Raw genomic sequence first — 23,071 nt, 5'->3', positions numbered from 1 at the left:
ATTTTTACAGTAACCTGTTGCCACGCTGGCGGCATTCTGCTGCAGCTATTCCGTTTAGGTTATCTGGATCTCCGGTATGAAAAACCAGCGTATTACCCTGCATGATATTGCCTCCCTGGCCGGAGTGACCCCCATGACGGTCAGCCGTTATCTGCGGACACCAGAAAAAGTCACGGCTGAAACATCACAGCGAATTGCGGAGATTATCAAAGAACTGGGTTATCAGCCGGATCAGGATAATGCACAGATTGCCAGCCAGACCACGGCCCGTATTGGTGTTTTAATTCCGTCGTTTCATAATCAGATATTCCCGGGACTACTGGCCGGTATTGAATCGGTTATCAGCAATACCAGTTTCAAAACCGTTGTTGTCAGTTACGATTATGATGCTGAGCGGGAAGAGGAACAAATCGCCGCACTGCTGGCAATGCAGGTAAAAGGCATCATTCTTTCTGAATCAACACATACGCTACGTGCCGAAAAATATCTTAAAGCTGCGGCTATTCCTGTCGCAGAAGTGATGGGCAATCAGTACCAGCCCGGGCGGATCTGTGTCGGATTCGATAACCAGCAAGCTGGCTTTGATATGACCCGGCTACTGCTTAGTCGGGGTAAGCAAAACATTATCTATTTCGGTTCCATGTCCGACCTCCGGGATCAACAACGCTTTGCCGGCTATTGTGCGGCTATGCAGCAGGCTGGTCGTCCGTCCGGACAAATTACCCCGAATAAGATTTCTTCAGTCTCCATAGGTAACGGCATGATGACCCTGGCCCGCCAACAGTATCCAAAAGTTGACGGTATCCTGTGTACTAACGACGATTTGGCGGTAGGAGTGCTACAGGAGTGTTTACAGTCAGGAGTGAAAATTCCTCAGCAACTCAGTATTGCTGGTTTTCATGGGCTGGAAATTGGTCAGGTGACCCCGTTAAAACTGGCGAGCGTGATCACCCCACGCTTTGAAATAGGCAAAACAGTGGCAGAAATCATGCTACAGAAGATTGCCGGACAATCTCCGGAGATTCATATTGACCTTCATTACCGTCTCTCAGTCGGCGAAACACTCTGAGTTACCTTGCTTCAGCTGTTGTCCGATCCCTGCCTGGCTCACGAACCTTGTAACACACTTTCTTAACATTTCCTTACGTGACCCGGATCCCACATCATCAATCCAAAAACACGTTTGATAGTTCCTGAAAAGCACATTATCGGGTCATGCCACAGCCCTTTCAGGGCTCTGTATTACGACAACCGACGAGACATAAAGGGGATTCATCATGCAAAAAACACCGCCCGGAACCCGCTGGTTTCGGATTATTGTGCCAATCCTGATTGCCTGCATCATGTCATTTATGGACAGGGTAAATATCAGTTTTGCGCTACCTGGTGGTATGGAACAGGATTTGCTGATGTCCAGCCAGATGGCCGGGGTGGTCAGCGGTATTTTTTTCATTGGTTACCTGTTTTTACAGGTTCCTGGTGGACATATTGCCGTTCGCGGCAGTGGTAAACGCTTTATTGCCTGGTCACTGGTGGCATGGGCCGTCATTTCAGTTGCCACCGGGTTTGTCACCCAACAGTATCAGCTGCTGATATTACGCTTCGCACTCGGGGTGTCTGAAGGCGGCATGTTACCGGTAGTACTGACCATGGTCAGTAACTGGTTCCCTGAAAAAGAACTGGGACGTGCTAATGCGTTTGTGATGATGTTTGCCCCGCTGGGTGGGATGGTAACCGCCCCGATCTCCGGTTGGATTATTGCACTGCTCGACTGGCGCTGGTTATTTATTATCGAGGGTCTGCTGTCTGTGGTGGTGCTGGCTGTCTGGTGGCTGATGGTCAGTGATCGCCCTGAAGATGCCCGTTGGTTACCGGCTGCCGAACGGGAATATTTGCAGCGTGAAATGGCACGAGACCGGGCGGAACGCAGTAAACTCCCTCCGCTCACCCATGCGCCGCTGAAAGAAGTGTTCCGTAACCCTGGCCTGATGAAGTTAGTCATCCTGAATTTTTTCTATCAGACGGGTGATTACGGTTACACCCTGTGGCTGCCAACTATCATCAGAAATCTGACCGGGGCCAGTATTGGCAACGTCGGCTTGCTGACAGTTTTACCTTTTATAGCCACCTTATCGGGAATTTATGTCATCTCTTACTTCAGTGATAAAACCGGTAAGCGGCGGCAATGGGTAATGATTTCTCTGTTCTGTTTTGCAGCCTGCCTGCTGGCCTCGGTGCTGTTACGTGAATATGTGGTGGCCGCTTATCTGGCACTGGTGGCCTGTGGATTCTTCCTGAAAGCAGCCACCAGCCCGTTCTGGAGCATCCCCGGGCGTATAGCTCCTCCGGAAGCGGCGGGGAGTGCCCGCGGAGTGATTAACGGTCTGGGTAATCTTGGGGGGTTCTGTGGCCCTTATCTGGTGGGGTTAACTATCTATCTGTATGGACAGAATACCGCTGTGATTGCCCTGGCTGGTTCACTAACCATTGCCGGGATTATTGCGGCATTCCTGCCAGCACAGTGTGACCTGCGTCCGGCAGAAAAACGGCAGCAAAGTTATACTCCGCGCATCAATAATGCCAAATAGTTCTGTTGCCCGACGACAGCGTCGTCGGGCACAGTTATTAAGAATGTGCTTTCTTTATAAACCAGCGCAAAGAATTAAAATAAAGCTGTGGAGATTTAATAACTTTCCCCTCCTCCTCGAGTTGCAATAATATAGCCCGGGTGACGTAAATACTGGCATCGCAGCGATCTGCAATCTGGCGGGTTTTCGGCCAGAACTCAAGTTCCGGTAACGTACTACCGGAAGGCGTTTCAGAATTAAGGTCTTTACATAATTCTGTCAACGCCTGAAGAATTTCACGTTTTTTCAGGGTTCGTAATTTCCGTTCACTGTACATAACTACTCTCTTCCGTTAGATTCTGATTAATGGTGCTGGTTATAAATTCATAACCGCCAATAATTTACCCCGCAGAAATACTGATAATTTTATTTCAATCATAGAATAACAGTACCAGGATAAAACAAAGGTCACTCCCAGACTGACCAGTAGTAAATTAAACCGATGCGAAAACTCATCGAAATATTGCATTCCAAAAACATGCTGTGCCAGTGAGACCAGCGCAAAGATGACAGCCATATGTAATAAATAAAGCGAGTAAGATATTTTGCCGGTAAACAATAACCATCGGGGATACTGACGTGGTTTTATTTTGCTGAATTTTAGCCCGCTGATAAACAGTAAAAAACAGGGTAGAGTCATTACGCTGGTGTGTGGATTACCCATATCACCGAACGGCGCATACAAAAAAGTCACTGCCAGCAGAAAATAGACTACCGCTCCCACCATGATTAACCACCAGATTATCCCGGCACGCTCAGACATTCTCTGCCACAGCACGGCAGCCAGTAGGCCCGCCAGGAAATCGATATTCACGCTATCACTCATCATCAGGAAATATTGCCGGTAAAAATGTGCATCGACAGACTGACTCATCAGCAGTTGTTCACGCGGCATCAACCACATCAGTAAAAAAAACTATCCCCACCAGTAACCCATAGCGGTAGCGTCCGGCCAATAGCAGGACCGCGACCATCAGATAAAAAAAAACTCATAATTCAGCGTCCAGCCATTTTCCAACAATGGAAAGCCATAAGCGGGTGAGTTACCTCCATTAAGGGGAATAAATACCAGCGATTTCAACGTCTGCCAGATAAGGTCTGCTGCCGGGCGAGTGAATGCAAAGTACAACGCATATCCGATGGTCACCAGTGCATAGGCAGGGATAATTCGTATACTGCGTTTCACGATATAACGCAGGCTACTTTGCCATCCGGCCTGCAACTGCCGGGTTGTTATCCAGACTAAAAAACCACTGACCATAAAGAAGATATCTACTCCCAGATATCCCCGTCTCAGCAGCGTTTGTTCCAGTGGTGAAATAAACCAACTATAGTGATAAAAAATCACGGCCAACGCCGCAAGACCACGGTAAACCTGGATAATATGGATATTCTGACGCTCTGTGATCATGAATTAACCTCTGTAAACGACTCACTATCCGAAATCAGCAACCACCAGGATTCTCCCCTTACTGCCAGGGGAGAAGTGTTTTAAAGAAAATCATGGTTCCCTGTGGTGAGGGTATGAATCAGAATGAGTAGCTAAGGCCGGTGGCGTAATTGAGCATGGTATTGTGGTCATTACTGTTGCTCAGATAAACCGCAGCATAAGTGCTCAGGTTTTCGTTTAACTCAGAGTACATACCCAGTTTTGCCTCACGCCATTGCCGGGACTTCGTCAGGTCGGTATCGCGCCAGAACTGAGTACCTGTACTTCTTAATGAGGCAGTGACTTTGCCGGGAGCTGTGCCGGATTCCTGCCGGTAAGTCAGATGCAGATACGGGTTAACCGGTAAATTACGGGTATCAAACCTCCATCCCACCGTCATATTTTTCCGGATCTGTTTCTGATTACCGAATTTCATTGAAGTACTGTTATTGTCTTTTTCATGGTAGCCATTAACCTGCATTCGGTCATAGCTGAGACCCAGTACAGGCCCGGTGGTGATATTGGGGTGCAGTTTAATATCAAAACCGGCATTGACACTTATACCGCTAAAACGGCCGCCGGTCTGTCCCTGCTCCTGACGAATAGCGGTCCCGAGTTTTATCCCACGTCGAATATGATCAAACCGGGCGCTACCGCTGCTGAGATCAATATTTCCCCACAACCCATTGTTCAAAACCATTTGGCTGAACAGACTCACCGAAGTACTGGTATATTGATATTTAAACAGATCTGACGATTTAAAATGACTGCCACCCGTGCTGAACATTCCTCCGACAGTCACTCCCCTGACCGGTTGCAGCGCAAATCCAATATGTCCGTTACTCGCCAGACCGTTGCTGCCGTTCAGTAAGCCATTTTCCTTTACCCGACTGTATTTGCCACTGTAGCCGCCAAACAGGGTGACTTTTTGAACCGAAGATTCCATGCGCTGTTTTTGCAACTGTGTATCGAGAAATAAACGACGGTCAGACTGAATATTATTCATCCCCTCGCTTAATCCGACGACCTGTAACGGGGCATCGATGATCGACATCATATATTCAGCGATCATTGCGTGCGCCGTTGGGCTTGGGTGAAACCAGTCAGAAAATAAATAGACCTGATCATTATAGAATCCCTGACTATCTTCTTTGCAGAAGGGTGCCGGTGTACCAATCTGGCACATGGGTACCAGAATATTATCGAAACCATAGGTTTTCGGAGAGTCAATAATTTCGGTAAAAAGACGATTTACATCGGCACGAACAATATTTCCCTGTAATGCACTTAATCCTTTCTCTACATCATTATTAAACTGTTGGGTCAGCGTGTTTTCCATGTCCAGAAATCCACGCAGTATTGCCGTGGTGAGGTCAACTGGCAGCTTAAGCCCTTTTCTCTCCAGCACATTCGCCACTGAGTTAATTACAGCCGTCTGGCGTGCCTCTTCACCTTCGATACTGCCCAGTGAGCGTAAATACTCATCCTGGATAGCATAGAGCCCTGGCAGATCTAAGAGATTGCCGCCCAGAAACATCTGCGCAAAACCAAACAGCGCCGTCCCGGTCCAGGGACTCATCCCGGCATTCGGCAGATTAGGGACCACCACCATACCGGCCCCCGCATCCAGTAATTGCCTGGTCTGATCAACGACATCCCGGGGGGCATTTGACAGCAGATAGGTATCTCCCTTGTCAAAAATTTTGGAGAATTTAAATGACAACAGGCTCTGCTCCACATCCACAGAGAGATCATTACCGCCAATCCACAGGATATATAATCCCTCTTTACCGGCTTGCTGACCATTCTGTGCCAGGTAACGATTGATCTGCTCGCTGGTTTTATAGATAAGAAACGGTGTCTGACTGGCCGTAGCACCCGACTCTGCATAATTAGTGCCGCCTTGTGTATATGGCAAATGTTCCTGCCCGGTATAAGCCTCAGAGATCAGTTCGTTATATAACTTACTATCATAACCGGCCAGATATCGGGTTATCGGCCCCGCAAAGCCACCATCACTGATGCTGTCTCCAAATGTATAGACTTTATCGAATGCTATCACCGGGGATGATATAACCAGTGACACCGAAATAAATGTCGCATGGAGTAAATTTTTCACTAAATATCCTTATTTAAATTGAAAATTTATTCTGATTTGGTTTTTTTTAATGACATGTCTTTATAAAAAATCAATACAGGTAGTTCAGATAACTTCTGATCGCTGAATTTCTACTATTTCCCCCTCTTTCCCGGTAATGATTACATCCAATAGTCGCTGTATTCTGTCCTGGAAATACAAGGTATAAAAAATAAGATGTTTATTGTTGTCATCACTGCTCAGTTGTTCGTCCACTGAAAGGTGCTGTGCTGAACAGAGGAAATGGTGTAATGCCTGGCTCACTGCTGTAATTCCTGACAACTGTCCACCATGCTCCTGTAATCTGACTTCGCTCCCGAACAACTGCTCCGGATTTTTAAGCGTTTGAGTGGCGAGCATCACAACATAAGCTTTTCTGGCCACCGGGCGTGAAGTGCGGGAGCTACAGAATGAAGAAAATTCCTGAATGGCATGAATATCATAAAAATTATGATAACTCCCTTCCGCTAATGGCCAGCCGATGATCTTCATATTCTGTAAAATCATCTCATTCAGGCAACCTGACAGATAATACTGACCGTTAACCAGGGAACCTTTAAGGATACTGTCCTGAGCTGCACGGGTAAAAAACTTCCCTTTCCTGAAATAATAAAACCCGGCAATGGCATCCCGACTGATTGCTTTCTTCTCGGCGACCTCAATAATCTGGCCATCTTCCTGTTTTCTGATAAATGCCCACTTTGGATGTAAAGACCTGAAGGTCAGCACCCCCGCATCAGCCTGCTGTTGACGAAAATACTCAATAATTGTCTGAATGTTAGCGTCAATATATTGATCGGCTGAGATGATAATCAACTCATCTTCAGCATCAATATCGTCGACAGCCAGCAAACAACTGCAGGCAGCACCACCGGTATCGCCCTGTAAATAAAGGATTTTACCTTCCCCCTGACTCACCACCGAAATCATCGGTGACAGCTGAAACTGCTTATCCCTTCGTTCTGGCAGTAGAAAAATTCGTTTTGTAGTGTCAGACAGGCTGGCAACGATCTCCTGCGAATATTCGAACAATGTTTTTTTATCGATCTCATTGAGTATTTTCGGATACGAAAACTCCGGAGTCATTTCATATAATGTATTACCGCCCAGCGACGTAATAATGGTCATCATTGGGAATGGCCCTCAATAGTACGAATATAATTTTTGATATTGCCGTAGTTCACCTCACTGACGCCCGCCACTTTCATCACATAAGCACCACTCGCCGTCGCTGCCCTGATACCATTTTCGTTATCCTCGACGACCAGGCACTGATGCGGTAACAACCCGAGACGGGCGATAGCTTTCTGATAGATTTCGGGCGCAGGTTTACCCCGGGTGACATCCTGGTTCGACAGAAAAAACTCGAAGTTATCCAGCAGACAGGCCCTGCTTAACATCATCCCGATGCTGTCACGAATAGAATTAGACGCAACTGCCAGTCGGTAGCCTTCATAACGTAACCGGGACAAGGCAAATTCATGGTGAAATACTGGCCGGCAGTGACGGCAGACAATATCCAGCGTATATTTCTGCTTAAGTTGATTAATAAACCCATGCAGTGCAGGGGGAAGTCCTTTTTCCTCACTCAGAATGGAAAGTTTGTCACGCGTCGGCAAGCCATCGAATTTTGACAAATGCTCGTGTCTGGCAATCTCTATGCCGAACAACGCCAGCGCCTGATTTAACGCGTCATAATGCCAGTCTCTGGCATCAATCAGCACCCCATCCATGTCAAAGATAATTGCCTGAATTTTATTGCTCATTCCAGGCCTCCCTGGCCTCTTCGGGTTGATCCGTGCATAGCATCAACTGCTCTGTCGAAGGAAATCCCGCCGTAAAACGCAAGAGCTGCTGCCAGTAAATATCGTTCTGCCTGCGATGCAGTTCAGGTGAAACACAACAGACCGGTAATCCGAGCTGCAGAAATTTTTGAAGCTGCAGCAGGTCACACTGCTCAGATAAGAAACTATCCAGCCAGATCCCCTGCACTTTGCTATGCAACGCGCTTTCTGTTTCAAATTCACTGATACGTGCATAAACCTGTAGCCCTGTGGCCAGATAGTCCTGCATATCCGGAACTGACATATCAAAACAAAAGTAATTTTCTGTTTTGAAAAACCTGAGTAGTTGCCTGATCTCCCCCGCCAGACCATCAGATTTAATATTTAACGCTAAGGGTAACTGACTGTTAATACGGGCATGCAGTTGCAGAAAATCGCAAAGCAAAAGACAACTCTGTTGCGGAATATCATGAGAAATCACCAGTTGTCCGTTAAAATCACGAATGTCAGTTTCACAGCCAAATCCCTGACTGAATGAACGGCTGAACGCAACAATACTGTTTTTTTCTGACGGGGTTCGCCACAGCCCCCGGTGCGATAAAATCTGCATATACCCTCCGAAAAACGTTCCTTGTTGATCTGCCGGCAGCTAACAGCGTCGTCCATAGACCCGGATTGCGATAGCACGGACGAACGCGAAATGTAACGGCAAAAACTTTACCCATAACAGTAGCCGCAGGATAAAAACCTTAACCGTGCGAACCTTATAAAATATGTCCCGGTTTTTACGCGAAGGCAGGTGGCTCCGTTGGAGATTGCGCCAGTCTTCCAGCCGGTAAACACTGGAAAGCCCTTTATTTTTATACACCCGCTGATGCTTACTCCATCGGAATCCAAGTTGTTCACTGGAATAGGGTATAAAGTTACTTACGTAATACTTTTCTGACCGTTCCCTGAGTGTTTCTGTAAATACTGCATTACCCGGAAATTCTATCCTGCCCTTTATTTTTTCTATATATCTGACCCAGAGGTATTGTTCCGGCACATAACGCATTAACGAAAATATTGAAAAACAGAAACAAACTTCAAATACACTGCTGTCAGCGAGTGGAATTTCGAACAAGTCCAGCAGGTCCTCGCGGTTTCCGGCCAGAAAAATATCCCCCGGATGAAATAAATAGGGCATATGTCCTCTGGCATTTCGCGCAAAAACATTACCGTTAATTACCCGTTGTCGAAATAATGCATACTCCGGATCTCTTGGGAAATTTCGTTCATCTTCCTGCCGGCGTAATAAAATATCCCTGATATCAGACTGGTATAGCAGTGAGTCTGTACGCAGTTTTATCACCAGCTCGTATCTGGCCTGGCGGATACCTTGCCGGGAAGAAACAATCATCCGGTTAACATTCGTTATCCAGCGGGCGTTTTTTTGCTGGTAGACAAGCGGCCCGGGATCCTGACTTTCCACCAGACGTACCTTTAAGGGTTGCAGTTGACCCAATAGTTCCTCACGTATTTTTGGGTTCAGATTCCAGGTGGATAATATGATTTCATCGTCTGGAAACTGGCGCCTGGTGGTGGCAATATTAGTCATTACGCGACTGCAAATTTTGCCCTCTTCCAACACCCGCCCCTGAAAAATGATACTGATATTTTCCATGACTATGCCCTGAGTGAGTTTATTTTTTTTCTGAGCAATTTCACTGCCCTTTTATAGCGTTCTGTTATAGTCACTCCCGGAAATATCATCACCAGATTATTGAGTAACGCCCTATACTCACCAAAATGCTGAACCCGAAGATAGCGGGTGCTCATATTAAAAAATGACCATAACTCGTTTTTATAATCCTCATGTTTCGCTGAGACAATAAAAACCATGACATGACGGTCCGGTGTCGAATCATCAAGCACCAGCATCTTGATAAGAGTAATCAGATGTTCACGGTAAGTATCATATTCCTTATCATTATTCACTTTGACAAAAATAGCATAGGTGGTGCATTGTAGATTGATAGCGAAGTTTTTGACCTTCTCCATGTCAAAGCCTAATAACAACACCTGAGACTGTTGTTTATTAATGGCCGGAATCCGGGTTTGCTTACTGCCATTCATCCATAACCCATACTCTTCTTCACTGACACCTTCAACCTTTAACTCCATTATTTCTCCGGTAATTTTCTGTAAGGCGTACTGTTATGCAACAAGGTCACTACCTCTCTTACCGGCATCGGAAAATAGGCCCCTTTATACAGATATTTCAGATAACAGGCAGAGAACCATAAACTAAGTTTGCTGAATACATTTTCTCTGATAAACCAGTCATTATTACTTTTGTAAAATGGCGAACAGAACCAGGAGTGTGATAACTGGTTATTAAGAATAAAACTGCCGATCAGGGCACTTTTTTTAGTCGCCGGACTGGCGGAGGAGTTCATTACCCGTAGCAACTGAATCAGCTCATTGGGTGCAATTTCCTCGCAAAGAATCAGCCGACTGAAATCATTGATAAACTCACGGGTTTGCGAGAGTTTCACGGTAATTTCTTTGATGACTTTTTTAATCAGCATAAAACGGGACAAACCGCTCATCCCCGCCGAGGAGATAGTCTGCAGCAACTGACCACTGGCCCCATATTTTCCGGCAAACTGATAAATACGTTCACGGGCCTGTTCTGCGGTGATTCTGAACAGCGGTTTCTTCGGTAAAAATGGCACCATCTCCAACAGGCAACGGCTCATTCTGTCCCTGCCCTGATAATCTTTTACCGCGACATAGCCGTAATAATGGATCACTGACCGGGCATTCATACTTTGTGTAATGGCCAACGGATTAATCACCGTAGGGATTCCATAATGACTGGCCCGGATTCCCTGTTCAATATCCTCATAGTCATTCCAGAACAATTGTTCATTCTGAGGACAATGCCGCCAGACTGACTTTTTGCACAGGCTAAGACTGCCGGTCAGATAGTCATGGCCATACTGACTCCTCGCCGGATGCTGATAACAGTAGAAAAGCTTACTGATCAGTGCGGTGTCCTGTCTGGTTACAGCATGAATATCCAGTTCACGGGACAGGTCCTGTTCTATCGTATTGAAATCAGAGTATTTCCTCGGCAACACATTGTATTTATCTGCAAAATAGAATGACTGAAAGCCACAAAACGGATAATAGTCGCCGAAACGGCACACCGCATCATAGAAATTTAACGGCAACATTACCCTGTCATGAATAATACACAGATTGGCGAACCGGGCTGCCTTTGCCAGTACATTTTTCTTTCGGGTAATATGTACCGGAGGCGCAGTTATCTCCTGGCCTACAATCCGCACCCGGTCAAAATACAAAAATTCCGGATGTGGGTTACCACAGAGTATGATTTCGTACTCAGGCAAATTTAGTTGCAGAATACGTTCAACACAGGCGTTGAGAAATACCGGATCTTCCGGCCCGACCGGGATACAGAAACTCCACTGCTCAAGTCCCCTGTCCTGCTCTGCTGCCAGGGGTTGATGTTTACCGTAAACTCTGAACCCTTCCGCAGGGGCCATTTCACTGAATGCCTTAGCATAATAATCGCGCTCCAGCAGAGTTTCACAGGGAATCTGCTCTTTGATGTAAAGTCGGCATCCCACCGGCATCTGATGGGTGATATCCCAGAGCAGGTGAGCATACAGAGCCGAATCATTCTGTACATTAATCAGCGCAACATGCTCTACATCCGGTAACATAAAGCGGGAACTGCCATTGACCACAGCCTCTTTATCCGTAGGACAATCGTGACAGGCCGAAAAACTGATGATTGTCAGTGCTTCGGCATTCTCCGTCAGAGCCAGTTTTGCACTGTAGCTTCGCTCCATCGTTCGAATATTGAGTCTCTTGTCATGCTTGTAGCGAATAATTCTCATGCTAGTGTGATCCACCTGCCGTTCCGAAGTTAATGGCCTGGTGATAAACCGGCAGACGACAAAATGCCTGCAGGTCTGCCGGGGTACCCAGCCCGTACATGCCCTTCATCTCGCTGCCAATATTGACCACCCCCAGAGGACCACGGCCTGCAGCCAACATATAGTTGTAGACCGGAGCCACGTAGAATTCCCCCTGACTACGGTCGTCATTTCTGATCATCTGTTCTGCAAACCGACAAAAATCACTACCATACCGGTAGTTATAAATACCAACCGTTGCCTGATCAGAAACCACCTGTTTTTCTGTCACCGAAACTACATTTCCGTCAATATCGCAGCAGGCATATGACCATTTAGGGTCACTGGCGGTCATCGTCATTATCAACCCATTCAGCGAACGGTCTTCCATCTGTTGCAAATAATGATTGATATTGGTATCCACCCACTGATCTGAATTCGCGATCATCAGCGGCTGAGCGTTATCTATCAATGCTTTTGCCGCCAATACCGTACAGGCAGCACCTTCTGTAATACCTTCTACAGGGACAATAATCGCTCCCGGAGCAATATGCTGAAGTATCTGCTCCAGCTTATATTCTCTGACATGAGATGACTGACAGATAAAAATAAACCGGTGTGCTGTCACCGGACGAAGATTATTAACCACTACCTCAATCATTCTTTTGTCATTCAACATTATTAAGGGTTTAGGGTCGCTGTAACCGGCTGCAGAGAAACGGCTACCTCGCCCAGCCATAGGAATAACAATATTAATCATTATTTCTCTCCCGCTGGATATTTATCTGCATTTGCAGCCGGTAATTTAACCACGACTGTTGTCGTATCTTCTTCAGCAAAAAAATCTGTCACTTCTCCCGGCTCAATAGTAATGATATCTCCGGATATAAAATTCCCGGCGGTCATTCTCACCCGACCTGAAATTACCATTGTGATTTCGGTGGCAACTTTATGATAATGAGCAGCCTCGTAATCACCTGCAGAATAATGCTTCACCGCAACTTCCACCTGGTCAGTCTGAAACACTGCGGGATAAAATGGGCCAATAAACCAGCCACGGATCATCTTCTCTATACTTTCTTTTTTCATAGTTTTACCGGTATCAGGATATTCCTTATCAGCATGCCCGGGAGGCAGCTAAAAATAACTTTATTAGCCGCTAAAAATAAAACCCATCACTTGAAAATAAGAATATTTCAGATATAGCTCAGGTTTAGATTCAGTCTATTTCCTTTTTAATGCTAAGTAAAACCCACATAACAGCATAAAACACTAACAAAAAGACATATTACGATATCAAGCTTCAAATACTCCAATAATGCAAGAGTTAATCACTACTATTTTTTTAACTTAAAATAAAAGATCGTTTATTTAAATAATCGATAATTTAATGACAGGATTTAATTAAACCAGCTATTCATTACAAAACCTCCCTATCTCCATAAATTCGACAATTTTTAAATACCATAAAATATTAACTTCCTCTAATCACTAATAATGAAATATTCCTAGTTACACTTATAGAAAATTAAATTACCGGTTAATTTCATTGCTAATAACTGGCAGTTTTTAATCTGCAGACCAAAATCAGACACAGGGGAAGTGAGAGACCTCTGACCGGCTCCGGTCATTTATTCTGTCGGTCAGATGCAATATAAGGTTCCGGCTTGCTGGCATAAAGATCTTTAATTATTCCGGAGTTGATATCTGAGTTTTTTCCTTGTCCGGGGAGTGGGGGCCGCTACCATGAATCTACGGTCATCAGATAATAAAATGTTATATCCTCACCAGCCGATAGCGGCTTCCCCCTGTGCTCCGACCACAACACAGCGCTGAACGGCTGTCATCAGAATATTCACTTGTACTTCATCATGTTTTACGCAAAATTGTGACTCGTGATCGGTGATCTCCCGGAACTCCCTGTCCGGTTTTTTTAATCTGAGAGCCAGGGATCGTTTATTTTCAGGAACAGCATGAGCAACAATCAAAGACAAACCGCACTGACTCAACAGACTTCATTATTTGCATTAATGTTTTTACCGGGGATCAGCTGGTCAAGCTGGGTCAGCCGGACACCCGCGATGCGGGATATTTTACAGGCTTCAGTTGAAGCGATGGGCATGATCCTGTTCGGCTTTTCCTGCGGTTCGATGGCAGGAATTTTGCTTGCGGGTAAGCTGATTAACCATTTTGGTATCCGCCCGGTGATGACTGGCGGATATTTTCTGCTGCTGAGCGGATTGCTGGTATTAGCGTTAAGTCTGAATCTGCAGAGTGTGATACTGGCGTTCTCTGCACTGGCGTTGTTTGGCTTTGGTACAGGAATCGCTGATATCTGTATCAATATCGAAGCATCAGCATTTGAGCGACAGCAAAAAAAACCAATAATGACGATTCTTCACGGTTTTTTCAGTTGCGGTACTCTCGCCGGAGCGTTAGCCGGAATGTTGTTGACTCACCTGCAACTTGCTCCTGAATGGCATTTCACCCTGATTTTCGTACTGGCAGGCTTATGTGTATTACCGCTGATAAAGCGGCTCGGCTGGCACAGTGAACAGGAAATCATCAGTAATACACATCATGACAGCTATCTGACGCAGGTTGTCAGTGCACTGCGTGACAAGCGCCTGCTTTTGCTGAGCGTGGTCATCCTGGCCATGGCGCTGGCTGAAGGTGCCGCCAATGACTGGGTGCCCCTTCTGATGACCGATGCATATCATTTCAGTCACTCCAGTGGAGTGTTGGTCTATGTCGGCTTTACTGCTGGCATGACTCTGGGCCGCTTTATTGGTGGCAGCTTTGTTCGACGTTTCGGCCGCGTATTAATGCTGAGATTCAGTGCTCTGTCAGCCATTGCCGGCCTGCTGTTAATCGTTTTCTCTGCCAGCCAGTGGCTGGCTGCGGTCGCCGTACTGTTATGGGGAATCGGTGCATCACTTGGATTTCCGCTAACCCTGTCAGCCGCCGGGGAAGGCAACAACAGTAATATTCGTGTCACCATTGCCGCGACTGTGGGTTATGTCGCTTTCCTGGCCGGACCGCCGTTGCTGGGAATGATAGGTCAGCATGCCGGCCTGAAAATGGCGATGCTACCGGTTCTGCTGATGGTAACGCTGGCTTTTTTCTGTACCTCTGCAGCCAGCCATCTACCGAAACCCTCCCCCTAAGGTTTTGACCTTATTGCCTTGGCCGCCAAAAGCCTCTGCGGATAGTCCCTTTGTTGCATGACATTGTTAGCTATTCGCAGGCGGCAGAACCGCCCGGCTAAGCCTGAGATCAAGCCACTTTTCCGGCCCGGATAATCACTGGCCAACTGACTGGCCGCAGTGTTTGCGGGTCGCCCCATAACACCTCAATATCCCGGCTAAATTGCTGTAAAACCGTAGTTTTCCCCGCTTCGCATGCCCGGGTCACCGCAGACCAGGTGGAGATATATCCCAGCAGTTGTTGCAGGGTCCACTGATAGCTGATGCGCAACGTCGGGGTGGGGAGCTCACTAAACGGGAAGTAGATGTCGCGGTAGCCGTTATCCACCAACTGTCTTTCCGGCGGCCAGTAAGGACCGATTTCATCCTGATAGAAACGCAGAAACCGTTCATTTAACGAGGGTTCCAGCTGTAATACACCGTAGCTTATCAGCGCAATCACGGCCTCCGGGACCGCGACTCGTTTCACTTCCCGGTAAAACTGTTCCAGCTTAAACCAGTGGGCGGCCTGGGCGGCCGTAATCAGGCTGTACTGTTTAGCGTCCTGTGGCAGAGTTTCAGCTGCCGCACAGTGGTAAGTCACCCGCTTATGCGGGACAGCACTGTGAATCTGCGTCTCACTGGGATCAGTGCCGGTGACCGACTCAAAATAGTCGGCCAGCAGACAGGTGAGTTGTCCATTACCACAGCCGACATCCAGTGCAGACTGCCTGTCCGGTGCCAGAGACGCCAGAAAAGCCGCCAGTTCTGCAGGATAACGGGGACGGTATTGTGCATAATCACTGCCACCGGCACTGAACCAGTTACGATCACTTACGGTTGATGGCATGTTGTTCTCCTATGACTGACGATGACGCACTGGCAAGTGCGATTCTTTCCTGAAAACCCCGGGTTTCCAGGCAATGGATCAGTGTTTCCAGAGAACGCATCACCGGCCACCCTGCATCCTGTTCCAGCGTGGCTATCGCACCGAAAATAGCTTCCCAGTGACTGAGTAATCTTCTGGTCAGCGCTTCCCCCTCTGGCGTCAGGGTGAGTGCTGAACTTCGGCCATCACTGAGTTGCTGGCGGCTCACAATCCCCTCCTGCTCCATCAGAGCTACCGACTGACTGACAGCTCCCTGAGTCAGACGGGTAGCTGCTGTGACGTCCTGAATAGTCACGGCTCCTTCATGCATAGCCCGCAGGACAGGCGTGAACCGTGGCCGATAGCGGATATTCATATTCCGGTAAGTTTCTTCAGAACCTTTATCCACTAATTCAGCCAGATATCGGAGTAACTCTCCCAGGCCGGGTTTGATTTTCATACACTGCTCCTCGCTGATGATGCAAAATACATTAGTGCTAATGTATTTTTATAGCAATAGTCCATGACGTTTTTTCATACCACACAATTTCGTTTCTCAGGGAGACCGTGAATCCTGCGGGACTTTGTTCCAGGGCACAACAGGCCCTGGAGTGGCTCAGTCAGTGGATCTGATTACTTCATGGTTTTTGCCGCTTTAGCGGCAGCCACCAGGCCCTTCAGCCAGTCCTGATGACCATTAATCATCGGGTCAGGTTTAGTATTCGCCAGTTCAACGGCCGGCTTACCATTTTGTGTTTCCTGGGTAAGGATACGTACCCGGTTATCCGGCAGATCTTCCACCAGCCAGGCATGCAGTACGTCCAGACGTTCATCAGTACCTTCTTCACCCGCCCAGCCATGCCATGAAACACGGGCAGCTTCACCTGGCGCTGGCGCCACATATTCGGTCACTTTAGATTCCACCGGGAAACCGAACGTTTCGAAGTAAAAACGGACGTCCTGCTCCAGTTCCGGGCCTTTGTTGTCATAGAAGCGGGTATTCGCCGAGTTTTTGTAGTACTCAGGCCAGCGCGCCGGGGTAGTGAGTAATGGCCAGATATCTTCCGTCGTCAGACCCGCCACAATCACTTCATTCGAACAGTAATTATCAGAAAAACCAGGCATGAAACCTTCCGGCCAGTGAATTGCATTCATTTTCATCGTCGGTCTCCATCATAAAAAGCTACGCATACTGGTAGCGAACAGTGGAATTATCCGGCGACCGAAGAAATAAGACCAATCACCATTCTTTATTTCAGATATCATCCTGAGTGATATCTGAGCCCGGTGCAGATTGCGATTTAATGGCCGGCGACTGGCTAAATCCTCCGCCACGTGCTTTGATAACCGCTGTATTCTCAGTTTCCTGTCATTCCAGAGAGCTATGAAAGCTGATATTCGTACCCTTGATCTTAATTTACTGAAAACACTGGATGCGCTGCTGGATGAGCGCAGTGTGACCCGTGCCGCTGAACGATTGTCTCTGACACAACCGGCGGTCAGTGGCATGCTGACACGGTTACGTGAGTGTTTTGATGACCCGTTATTTACCCGCAGCCAGCGTGGAATTATTCCAACCTTGCGCGCCCTTGAGCTGGCTCAGCCGGTAAAAGCGATTCTGGCGGAAGTCAGCGAACTGTTACAACCGAAAGCCTTTGCCCCTGCCACTGCAGAAATGACGTTAAAAATAGCGGCCACTGATTACGCCCTGCGGGCGGTGATTGTTCCGTTTATGGCGGCACTGCAGTTACAGGCACCAGGGATCCGTGTTGCGGTGCTGCCGGTGAATAATGAACAGCTACATGCTCAGTTCGAGCGCGGGGATATTGATATTGCGCTGGTCACCCCTGATAGTGCTCCCCCGGATCTGCATGCCCGCTCTCTGTACCACGAAGACTATGTCTGTTTAATGCGTGAACAACACCCGCTGGCACAACCGAACGCCCTGACGCTGGATGCATTTTGCGCTGAAGATCATGCTCTGGTGTCGTATAACGGGGGAAATTTCCGTGGTGTGACTGACGAGGCCCTGGACGCTCTGGGTCGTTCCCGGCGGGTTACCCTGTCGGTATGTAATTTTCTGGTGCTGCCGGAAATTTTACGCGTCAGTAACCTGATCAGTGTGGTTCCACGCCGGCTAACGCTGAATCTGCCAGGCCTGAAAGTATTACCACCACCACTGACAGTTAAAGGCTTTACCAAACTGGTGGTCTGGCATGACCGCACAGATCGCAATGCCGCTCATCGTTGGTTGCGGGAATTTTTGTTTGCAATCGCCACCTGAAACCGTCAGATACTAACGCTATGCTGCACAACGGGCTATTGCCGGTGGGATTATTTTACTGCGGATTCTTCTGTGGCTGACGCGTATCGTACTATTTAAGAAACACTCACTGTCTATCTGTACCAGATCCGGCAAAAGGGCCCTGTACAGACCCTTTTTGCGGAGATCTTTGTGGATAAGACGGGGATCAGGAGAAATTTTCGAGTACTGACATAAATGAGTGACGATCTCCCTGATTTTCTGTCAGTCTCACCCTGGCTTCGATATCTGCAAGATGATGATCCATCAGACGTTGTGCCTCGGAAACATCCTTATTCTTTAACGCATTAACGATCTGTCGGTGGTGATCGGCACCGCAATCATTCTGATGATGATCTTCATATAACGACATTACCAAAGAAAGTCTGGCAACGATTTTTTCCAGCATCTCGGTCAGTACCGGGTTGTTCGCCAAGCCGGCCAGAACAATATGAAACCGTCCGGAAAGGACCGTTTTAGATTTCTCATCGCCATGCTGATGAATGTGTTCCTCCTCATCAGCCAGTTTTTCCAGTACTGCCAGATCCGCATTTTTTTAGCCGTGTGGCTGCCAGTCCCAGTAAAACAGCCTCAATTTTCCTGCGGGCTTCAAACAAATTTCTCGCCTCTTCGATGCCAGGTTCTGCGACAAAAGTGCCACGGTTGCGTTTTCTTTCCAGCAGATGATCACTTTCCAGCACGCCCAGTGCTCCACGGACCACCGTTCGGCTAACACCGAAATGTTCGGCAATCGCTTCCTCAAGTATTTTACTCCCCGGCTTCAATGCTCCTTCACCAATCGCTTTGGCAAGCGTAATTCGGATCCGCTCAGACACATCTTCAGTATTACTATCGGTATTTTTGGTGGAAACCGGTAACGCGCTGCCGGACCGTTCACGCGTCTTCTTCATACTTCATTCCTTATTTATCTTGCTGAATAGGCACTCAGGCCTGTTATAACTGATCTTCCCGGTATTGTACTAAGCATTTTAAGCTCGATATTCGTAACCATTACCTGAGCCGGATGTTCAGTTGTTTACAGATGCCCCGGATATGAGCAGCAGATTGCCGGATGAAACCTATTGCTTCATTAAAACCATAAGACTGGATCTGATATTCCGGATAACCGTAATTACGGCGTTCATACTGTTCCCAGTCTTCAATCTCTCCTGTAGCCACCCGCTGTTCATAGGCATCCAGCATCGTAAAAAATGCATTCAATTCTTCCTGTGTTAAATCAGGATGACCGGCTCTCCATAGAGGATCATCGATCTGAATAGATTGGCGTGGTGCCGGTTGTCTACGTTTGTCATCTGAGGAGTGAGAAATTTCCAGAGAGAGGTTAATTTTCGGACAAGTTTCGGACAGTATTGACAGAATGGCAGAAAAGTCCACGATACCTGTACCACATGGCCTCGGCTGAAAGTCGAGACCTCCAGGGGCTCTGCCTGTGTAGGCATCTTTGATATGGGTCTGACGTACCCATGGAGCAAGACGCCTTGCTGCCAGTACCGGATGTTCCCCCCGCTGCAACATATTTGCAGTATCCAGTACAACCCCGACACAATCTTCTCCAGTGGCTTCAATAAGTCGCAATATTTCAAACGATGTAATTTCATCATGGGTTTCGATATTCATATGAACACCATGCGCCCGGGCTACCGGAGCCAGTAGGTCAAGCACTTTCGATGTAGCTTGTAATTGTTCATCCCAGCTTACATCCGTACGAAAACGGTCCACAGCCAGACGCCCCGGGTATTCAGATTTAAAATTTCCAGTCGATACCCAAAGTTCACGGCAACCAATCGACGCCCCGGCTTCTATCATCCGGCGTAACCCGGCAATAATATCGCCATTACCGGCGGCGCGTAGTTCTGGTGCTTCAGCACTGCAAAACGGGTTGATTTTCCCCAAGCCTGACTCCAGATACAGTCCCAACTCATCCGCCTTACTGCGTATTTCCCTCAATTCCCCACTATCCAGAGTCGGACTCATGTCCAGTAATGAACTAAAAAAGATCCCCCCTAACCCTAATTCTTTAACATGATCCAAACTGGCCAGAGGACCACGTTTCTTTGCTTCAGGCAATTTCAACCCATCAATACCCAGTCGCATGACTGACTCCTTCTCTATTCATCACAGTTTTTTCTTATCTGCAAACCTTATGCCATTGTCAGCAACAAACAACTCAACACCATGATAAAAATAGAAAAAAATAATAATTAAATATTTAATACAATAGTTTCGAAAGTTAACCCCACCCCATTGAATAATCATATGGGTGTTATCCCCACTTACGCCAAATACCAACTAACTCAATGTTAAATAATGAAAAAATAAATAACCCTTTGTCATCAGATATCATTGTGTCAGTAAATACCTGAGGATTATGCACCAAAATGAGGACCAATTCGCACCAATATAAAACAAACAAACCAAATAAATAAAGATAATATATAAGAATAAAGTTACGAAAGTTTGTTCGAAAGTACATTATAATTATTTAACTTTAATAAATTCAAAATCTTAAATCAATATTCTGTGGTAGCCATTTTTCCTGGCACAGTCATTGCTAAAAAAAATTCTGCCTACATTTTTTGTTGCGTATCCATCAGGGAATTTCTATGTCAGATATCCAAAACATATCTGAACGCAAACAACTCAGCGTTCAGGGACTTACCCATAGTTACGGCGGTAATAATGCGATCAGCGATATCTCCTTTACCATTGAGCCGGGAGAAGTCGTTGCTTTGTTGGGCCCGAGTGGTTGTGGTAAATCAACCGTTCTGCGCGCAATTGCCGGGCTTATCCAGCCAAAATCGGGAAAAATAATATTGGGTAATCAGGATCTTGCTGCGATATCAGCCCGGGCACGTAGTATCGGTATGGTCTTTCAGAACTATGCATTATTTCCTCATCTGACTGTGGCAGAAAATATTGCCTATCCATTGGCCTGTCAGGCTGTTTCCCGGGGAGAACGTAAACAACGCGTCGAAGAAATGTTGGAGCTGGTCAGACTGGGGGATTTTGGCAATCGTCTGCCGCGCGAATTGTCAGGTGGCCAGCAGCAACGGGTTGCCGTTGCCAGAGCGATTGCCGGCCGCCCTTCACTCTTATTACTGGATGAACCCTTTGGTGCACTCGACAGAGCCTTGCGATTTGATTTACAGGTTGAATTGCTGCAACTACAAAAATCACTGGGCATTACCACATTAATCGTCACCCATGACCAGGAAGAAGCCCAGAGCCTGGCCAATCGGTTGGTGCTGATGAATAAAGGAAATATTGAGCAGACAGACACACCAATGGCGGTTTACGACAATCCCAGCTCTCTGTTTGTGAATTCATTTATAGGTCAGGCAAATCAGCTACATGGCACAGTAGCTGAATTTGATCAGCAATCAACACTGATTGAACTAACAGAATCTCAGCATATCCGTCTGCCACGCAGGATTAATTTCACCACCGGATCCAGAGTAACTGTGACTTTCCGACCTGAAGAAGTCCGTCTTCATACTCAGCCGACAGATAACTGTTACCGGGTCAATTTATCAGTCTCTGTTCCATTGGGCCCGGTATTGGTCCACGAACTGGAAATGCTCTGTGGAACCAATATTCGCGCATCTGAAATGCGAAATCCTTCAACCCGGATATTACATCCCGGAACATCACTTTTTGCAGAAATAGATACAGCGCGCTGTCATGTTTTTCCGGCAGAAAACCCTTCGATTAATCATTCACAGAGGTAAGCATAATGAACGAAATTAAATTAAGTCGTCGGCGATTTGGTCAGCTACTGGCAGGGGCTGCAGCTGCCTCATTCTTACCCATTTCTTTAAAAACTATGGCAGCCGCAAACCAGGGAGCTTTAGTTGCCGCCACTTTCCCCGGCAACTGGGAAGATGCTTATCGTAATATACTGACCCCTCTGTTACAAAAAGAAGGTTATGGTCTGACCATAGCCCCAGCGCTGGCAGAAGATCAGCTGGCAAAATTACTGGCAACACCAGGACACCCCCCCTATGACGCATTGTTAATGTCTCCCGGGCAGACAACTATCGCTCTGCAACATGATCTGATCCAAAAAGTCGACCCGACAAAGATCAAAAACTGGCACTTACTGGATGCCGGCTTCCAGGGAGAGTATGGCCCAACAGTGACCGTGGAAGTTAACGGAATAGCCTACAACCCGGATATGGTACCCCGGCCAAAAGGTTATAAGGATCTGTTCGAAAACCCTGCATATAAGGGATTAGTCTCCTGGACCGGATTTGAGTCAAATACGGCAGTAATGGCTTATACCGAGATTGCTAAAATTTACGGTAAAGGCCCCAATGATATGCAGGCTGTGTTTAACCTGTTTAAAAAACACCCTGAGCAATTGCAAAATATTGTTGACAGTACCAATCACCAAATGACGCTATTTCAGCAAGGTGAAATTGCAGTATTTATGTGTAGCACCAGTAATGTAGCCCGTCTGAAAAGCCTCGGTATCAATGCCGAATTTGTGCATCCCGAAACCGGTTCACCGGCTGCACCCGTTAATATTCATCTGGCGAAAGGCAGCCAAAATGCGGATGCCGTTTACGCCTATATGGATGCAGCCATTTCTAAAGCAGCCCAGGACCAGTTCAAACTGCCACCTGCGGAAATGTTCCCAACCAATAACAGCGTTGCATTAACTCCGGCAATATCCGCTTATGTCACGCGCGACCAGTTGAAAGATCTGGTTTACCCGGACTGGGCTGCAATTAACAAAAACCGCGATGCCTGGATCCGTGAATTCGACACCATCGTAGCTGGTTAAAGG

24 protein-coding genes are annotated in these 23,071 nt (G+C 47.0%); 6 read left to right on the top strand and 18 right to left on the bottom strand.

Going from position 1 to position 23,071, the window contains the following annotated elements; translation table 11 throughout:
* Nucleotides 1-76 precede the first annotated feature (76 nt).
* Nucleotides 77-1,069: a LacI family DNA-binding transcriptional regulator gene (locus tag HA49_RS12570; protein WP_038017957.1), complete on the top strand. Its 993-nt coding sequence runs from the start codon at nucleotides 77-79 to the stop codon at nucleotides 1,067-1,069.
* 208 nt (nucleotides 1,070-1,277) lie between these two features.
* Nucleotides 1,278-2,588, top strand: a complete 1,311-nt coding sequence (locus tag HA49_RS12565) for an MFS transporter (protein WP_046791818.1) — start codon at nucleotides 1,278-1,280, stop codon at nucleotides 2,586-2,588.
* 37 nt (nucleotides 2,589-2,625) lie between these two features.
* On the opposite strand, the gene HA49_RS12560 is transcribed toward HA49_RS12565, so the two are convergent.
* The 12 genes from HA49_RS12560 to HA49_RS12505 form a co-directional block, all read right to left on the bottom strand.
* The gene (locus tag HA49_RS12560; RefSeq protein ID WP_038017954.1) at nucleotides 2,626-2,904 is read right to left on the bottom strand and encodes a FaeA/PapI family transcriptional regulator; all 279 of its coding nucleotides are present in this window, start codon (nucleotides 2,902-2,904) and stop codon (nucleotides 2,626-2,628) included.
* Nucleotides 2,905-2,943: 39 nt separating this feature from the next.
* On the bottom strand, nucleotides 2,944-3,522 hold the full coding sequence (locus HA49_RS12555; protein WP_052752490.1) for an acyltransferase family protein: 579 nt from the start codon (nucleotides 3,520-3,522) through the stop codon (nucleotides 2,944-2,946).
* Nucleotides 3,523-3,600: 78 nt separating this feature from the next.
* The gene (locus tag HA49_RS12550) at nucleotides 3,601-4,038 is read right to left on the bottom strand and encodes an acyltransferase family protein (RefSeq protein WP_038017951.1); all 438 of its coding nucleotides are present in this window, start codon (nucleotides 4,036-4,038) and stop codon (nucleotides 3,601-3,603) included.
* 118 nt (nucleotides 4,039-4,156) lie between these two features.
* On the bottom strand, nucleotides 4,157-6,175 hold the full coding sequence (locus tag HA49_RS12545; RefSeq protein ID WP_038017948.1) for an autotransporter domain-containing protein: 2,019 nt from the start codon (nucleotides 6,173-6,175) through the stop codon (nucleotides 4,157-4,159).
* An 84-nt stretch (nucleotides 6,176-6,259) separates the two neighbouring features.
* The gene (locus HA49_RS12540; RefSeq protein ID WP_052752489.1) at nucleotides 6,260-7,324 is read right to left on the bottom strand and encodes a sugar phosphate nucleotidyltransferase; all 1,065 of its coding nucleotides are present in this window, start codon (nucleotides 7,322-7,324) and stop codon (nucleotides 6,260-6,262) included.
* Nucleotides 7,321-7,959, bottom strand: a complete 639-nt coding sequence (locus tag HA49_RS12535; RefSeq protein WP_038017945.1) for an HAD family hydrolase — start codon at nucleotides 7,957-7,959, stop codon at nucleotides 7,321-7,323. The genes HA49_RS12540 and HA49_RS12535 overlap by 4 nt, the downstream gene beginning before the upstream one ends.
* Nucleotides 7,949-8,587: a PI-PLC domain-containing protein gene (locus HA49_RS12530; protein ID WP_038017942.1), complete on the bottom strand. Its 639-nt coding sequence runs from the start codon at nucleotides 8,585-8,587 to the stop codon at nucleotides 7,949-7,951. The genes HA49_RS12535 and HA49_RS12530 overlap by 11 nt, the downstream gene beginning before the upstream one ends.
* Before the next feature lie 39 nt (nucleotides 8,588-8,626).
* Complete coding sequence (locus HA49_RS12525) at nucleotides 8,627-9,640, bottom strand: WavE lipopolysaccharide synthesis family protein (RefSeq protein WP_038017939.1); 1,014 nt, start codon at nucleotides 9,638-9,640, stop codon at nucleotides 8,627-8,629.
* A 2-nt stretch (nucleotides 9,641-9,642) separates the two neighbouring features.
* Entirely contained in the window at nucleotides 9,643-10,140 is a 498-nt protein-coding gene (locus tag HA49_RS12520) for a hypothetical protein (protein ID WP_046791817.1), read from the bottom strand.
* A complete protein-coding gene (locus tag HA49_RS12515) occupies nucleotides 10,140-11,888 on the bottom strand; it encodes a hypothetical protein (protein WP_038017936.1) in 1,749 nt (582 codons plus the stop codon). The genes HA49_RS12520 and HA49_RS12515 overlap by 1 nt, the downstream gene beginning before the upstream one ends.
* Nucleotide 11,889: 1 nt before the next feature.
* Entirely contained in the window at nucleotides 11,890-12,666 is a 777-nt protein-coding gene (locus HA49_RS12510; RefSeq protein ID WP_038017934.1) for a glycosyltransferase family 2 protein, read from the bottom strand.
* Nucleotides 12,666-12,995: a cupin domain-containing protein gene (locus HA49_RS12505; RefSeq protein ID WP_046791816.1), complete on the bottom strand. Its 330-nt coding sequence runs from the start codon at nucleotides 12,993-12,995 to the stop codon at nucleotides 12,666-12,668. The genes HA49_RS12510 and HA49_RS12505 overlap by 1 nt, the downstream gene beginning before the upstream one ends.
* Nucleotides 12,996-13,879: 884 nt before the next feature.
* Between HA49_RS12505 and HA49_RS12495 the strand changes: the two genes are divergently transcribed.
* A complete protein-coding gene (locus HA49_RS12495; RefSeq protein ID WP_046791815.1) occupies nucleotides 13,880-15,073 on the top strand; it encodes an MFS transporter in 1,194 nt (397 codons plus the stop codon).
* A 109-nt stretch (nucleotides 15,074-15,182) separates the two neighbouring features.
* Here the strand turns inward: HA49_RS12495 and HA49_RS12490 are convergent, their stop codons facing one another.
* The 3 genes from HA49_RS12490 to HA49_RS12480 form a co-directional block, all read right to left on the bottom strand.
* Nucleotides 15,183-15,941, bottom strand: a complete 759-nt coding sequence (locus tag HA49_RS12490) for a class I SAM-dependent methyltransferase (RefSeq protein WP_038017926.1) — start codon at nucleotides 15,939-15,941, stop codon at nucleotides 15,183-15,185.
* Nucleotides 15,922-16,419, bottom strand: a complete 498-nt coding sequence (locus HA49_RS12485) for a MarR family winged helix-turn-helix transcriptional regulator (protein WP_038019295.1) — start codon at nucleotides 16,417-16,419, stop codon at nucleotides 15,922-15,924. Before HA49_RS12485 ends, HA49_RS12490 begins: the two co-directional genes overlap by 20 nt.
* A gap of 173 nt (nucleotides 16,420-16,592) precedes the next feature.
* Nucleotides 16,593-17,114, bottom strand: a complete 522-nt coding sequence (locus tag HA49_RS12480; protein WP_038019293.1) for an SRPBCC family protein — start codon at nucleotides 17,112-17,114, stop codon at nucleotides 16,593-16,595.
* A gap of 229 nt (nucleotides 17,115-17,343) precedes the next feature.
* On the opposite strand from HA49_RS12480, the gene HA49_RS12475 reads away from it, so the two are divergent.
* Nucleotides 17,344-18,243: a LysR family transcriptional regulator gene (locus tag HA49_RS12475; protein WP_038017923.1), complete on the top strand. Its 900-nt coding sequence runs from the start codon at nucleotides 17,344-17,346 to the stop codon at nucleotides 18,241-18,243.
* A gap of 187 nt (nucleotides 18,244-18,430) precedes the next feature.
* Here HA49_RS12475 and HA49_RS21825 read toward each other — a convergent pair whose 3' ends face one another.
* The 3 genes from HA49_RS21825 to HA49_RS12465 form a co-directional block, all read right to left on the bottom strand.
* Nucleotides 18,431-18,766, bottom strand: coding sequence for an FCD domain-containing protein (locus tag HA49_RS21825; RefSeq protein WP_245610212.1), 336 nt, complete (start codon nucleotides 18,764-18,766; stop codon nucleotides 18,431-18,433).
* A gap of 13 nt (nucleotides 18,767-18,779) precedes the next feature.
* Nucleotides 18,780-19,172 (bottom strand): GntR family transcriptional regulator, encoded by a 393-nt coding sequence (locus HA49_RS21820; RefSeq protein WP_245610199.1) that lies wholly within the window; start codon nucleotides 19,170-19,172, stop codon nucleotides 18,780-18,782.
* Nucleotides 19,173-19,272: 100 nt separating this feature from the next.
* Nucleotides 19,273-20,376: a sugar phosphate isomerase/epimerase family protein gene (locus HA49_RS12465; protein ID WP_038017917.1), complete on the bottom strand. Its 1,104-nt coding sequence runs from the start codon at nucleotides 20,374-20,376 to the stop codon at nucleotides 19,273-19,275.
* Nucleotides 20,377-20,885: 509 nt separating this feature from the next.
* On the opposite strand from HA49_RS12465, the gene HA49_RS12460 reads away from it, so the two are divergent.
* Both HA49_RS12460 and HA49_RS12455 read left to right on the top strand, forming a co-directional pair.
* Nucleotides 20,886-22,010 carry an ABC transporter ATP-binding protein gene (locus tag HA49_RS12460; protein ID WP_038017913.1) on the top strand — a complete coding sequence of 375 codons (1,125 nt, stop codon included), beginning with the start codon at nucleotides 20,886-20,888 and terminating at the stop codon, nucleotides 22,008-22,010.
* 5 nt (nucleotides 22,011-22,015) lie between these two features.
* Nucleotides 22,016-23,068 carry an ABC transporter substrate-binding protein gene (locus HA49_RS12455; protein WP_038017910.1) on the top strand — a complete coding sequence of 351 codons (1,053 nt, stop codon included), beginning with the start codon at nucleotides 22,016-22,018 and terminating at the stop codon, nucleotides 23,066-23,068.
* The last annotated feature ends 3 nt before the right edge of the window (nucleotides 23,069-23,071 follow it).

The organism is Tatumella morbirosei (assembly GCF_000757425.2).
GTDB lineage: Bacteria > Pseudomonadota > Gammaproteobacteria > Enterobacterales > Enterobacteriaceae > Tatumella > Tatumella morbirosei.
The sequence above is the reverse complement of the archived record's forward strand: the minus strand, read 5'-3'. Positions and strand labels throughout refer to the sequence as shown.

What these genes read in the sequence shown, in the direction of transcription:
- HA49_RS12555 (WP_052752490.1), bottom strand. Translation starts at nt 3,522, where the DNA reads ATGCCGCGTGAACAACTGCTGATGAGTCAGTCTGTCGATGCACATTTT.
- HA49_RS12465 (WP_038017917.1), bottom strand. Translation starts at nt 20,376, where the DNA reads ATGCGACTGGGTATTGATGGGTTGAAATTGCCTGAAGCAAAGAAACGT.
- HA49_RS12510 (WP_038017934.1), bottom strand. Translation starts at nt 12,666, where the DNA reads ATGATTAATATTGTTATTCCTATGGCTGGGCGAGGTAGCCGTTTCTCT.
- HA49_RS21820 (WP_245610199.1), bottom strand. Translation starts at nt 19,172, where the DNA reads ATGAAGAAGACGCGTGAACGGTCCGGCAGCGCGTTACCGGTTTCCACC.
- HA49_RS12505 (WP_046791816.1), bottom strand. Translation starts at nt 12,995, where the DNA reads ATGAAAAAAGAAAGTATAGAGAAGATGATCCGTGGCTGGTTTATTGGC.
- HA49_RS12530 (WP_038017942.1), bottom strand. Translation starts at nt 8,587, where the DNA reads ATGCAGATTTTATCGCACCGGGGGCTGTGGCGAACCCCGTCAGAAAAA.
- HA49_RS12475 (WP_038017923.1), top strand. Translation starts at nt 17,344, where the DNA reads ATGAAAGCTGATATTCGTACCCTTGATCTTAATTTACTGAAAACACTG.
- HA49_RS12455 (WP_038017910.1), top strand. Translation starts at nt 22,016, where the DNA reads ATGAACGAAATTAAATTAAGTCGTCGGCGATTTGGTCAGCTACTGGCA.
- HA49_RS12550 (WP_038017951.1), bottom strand. Translation starts at nt 4,038, where the DNA reads ATGATCACAGAGCGTCAGAATATCCATATTATCCAGGTTTACCGTGGT.
- HA49_RS12565 (WP_046791818.1), top strand. Translation starts at nt 1,278, where the DNA reads ATGCAAAAAACACCGCCCGGAACCCGCTGGTTTCGGATTATTGTGCCA.
- HA49_RS12525 (WP_038017939.1), bottom strand. Translation starts at nt 9,640, where the DNA reads ATGGAAAATATCAGTATCATTTTTCAGGGGCGGGTGTTGGAAGAGGGC.
- HA49_RS12560 (WP_038017954.1), bottom strand. Translation starts at nt 2,904, where the DNA reads ATGTACAGTGAACGGAAATTACGAACCCTGAAAAAACGTGAAATTCTT.
- HA49_RS12540 (WP_052752489.1), bottom strand. Translation starts at nt 7,324, where the DNA reads ATGATGACCATTATTACGTCGCTGGGCGGTAATACATTATATGAAATG.
- HA49_RS12480 (WP_038019293.1), bottom strand. Translation starts at nt 17,114, where the DNA reads ATGAATGCAATTCACTGGCCGGAAGGTTTCATGCCTGGTTTTTCTGAT.
- HA49_RS12570 (WP_038017957.1), top strand. Translation starts at nt 77, where the DNA reads ATGAAAAACCAGCGTATTACCCTGCATGATATTGCCTCCCTGGCCGGA.
- HA49_RS12495 (WP_046791815.1), top strand. Translation starts at nt 13,880, where the DNA reads ATGAGCAACAATCAAAGACAAACCGCACTGACTCAACAGACTTCATTA.
- HA49_RS12515 (WP_038017936.1), bottom strand. Translation starts at nt 11,888, where the DNA reads ATGAGAATTATTCGCTACAAGCATGACAAGAGACTCAATATTCGAACG.
- HA49_RS12535 (WP_038017945.1), bottom strand. Translation starts at nt 7,959, where the DNA reads ATGAGCAATAAAATTCAGGCAATTATCTTTGACATGGATGGGGTGCTG.
- HA49_RS12490 (WP_038017926.1), bottom strand. Translation starts at nt 15,941, where the DNA reads ATGCCATCAACCGTAAGTGATCGTAACTGGTTCAGTGCCGGTGGCAGT.
- HA49_RS12460 (WP_038017913.1), top strand. Translation starts at nt 20,886, where the DNA reads ATGTCAGATATCCAAAACATATCTGAACGCAAACAACTCAGCGTTCAG.
- HA49_RS12520 (WP_046791817.1), bottom strand. Translation starts at nt 10,140, where the DNA reads ATGGAGTTAAAGGTTGAAGGTGTCAGTGAAGAAGAGTATGGGTTATGG.
- HA49_RS12485 (WP_038019295.1), bottom strand. Translation starts at nt 16,419, where the DNA reads ATGAAAATCAAACCCGGCCTGGGAGAGTTACTCCGATATCTGGCTGAA.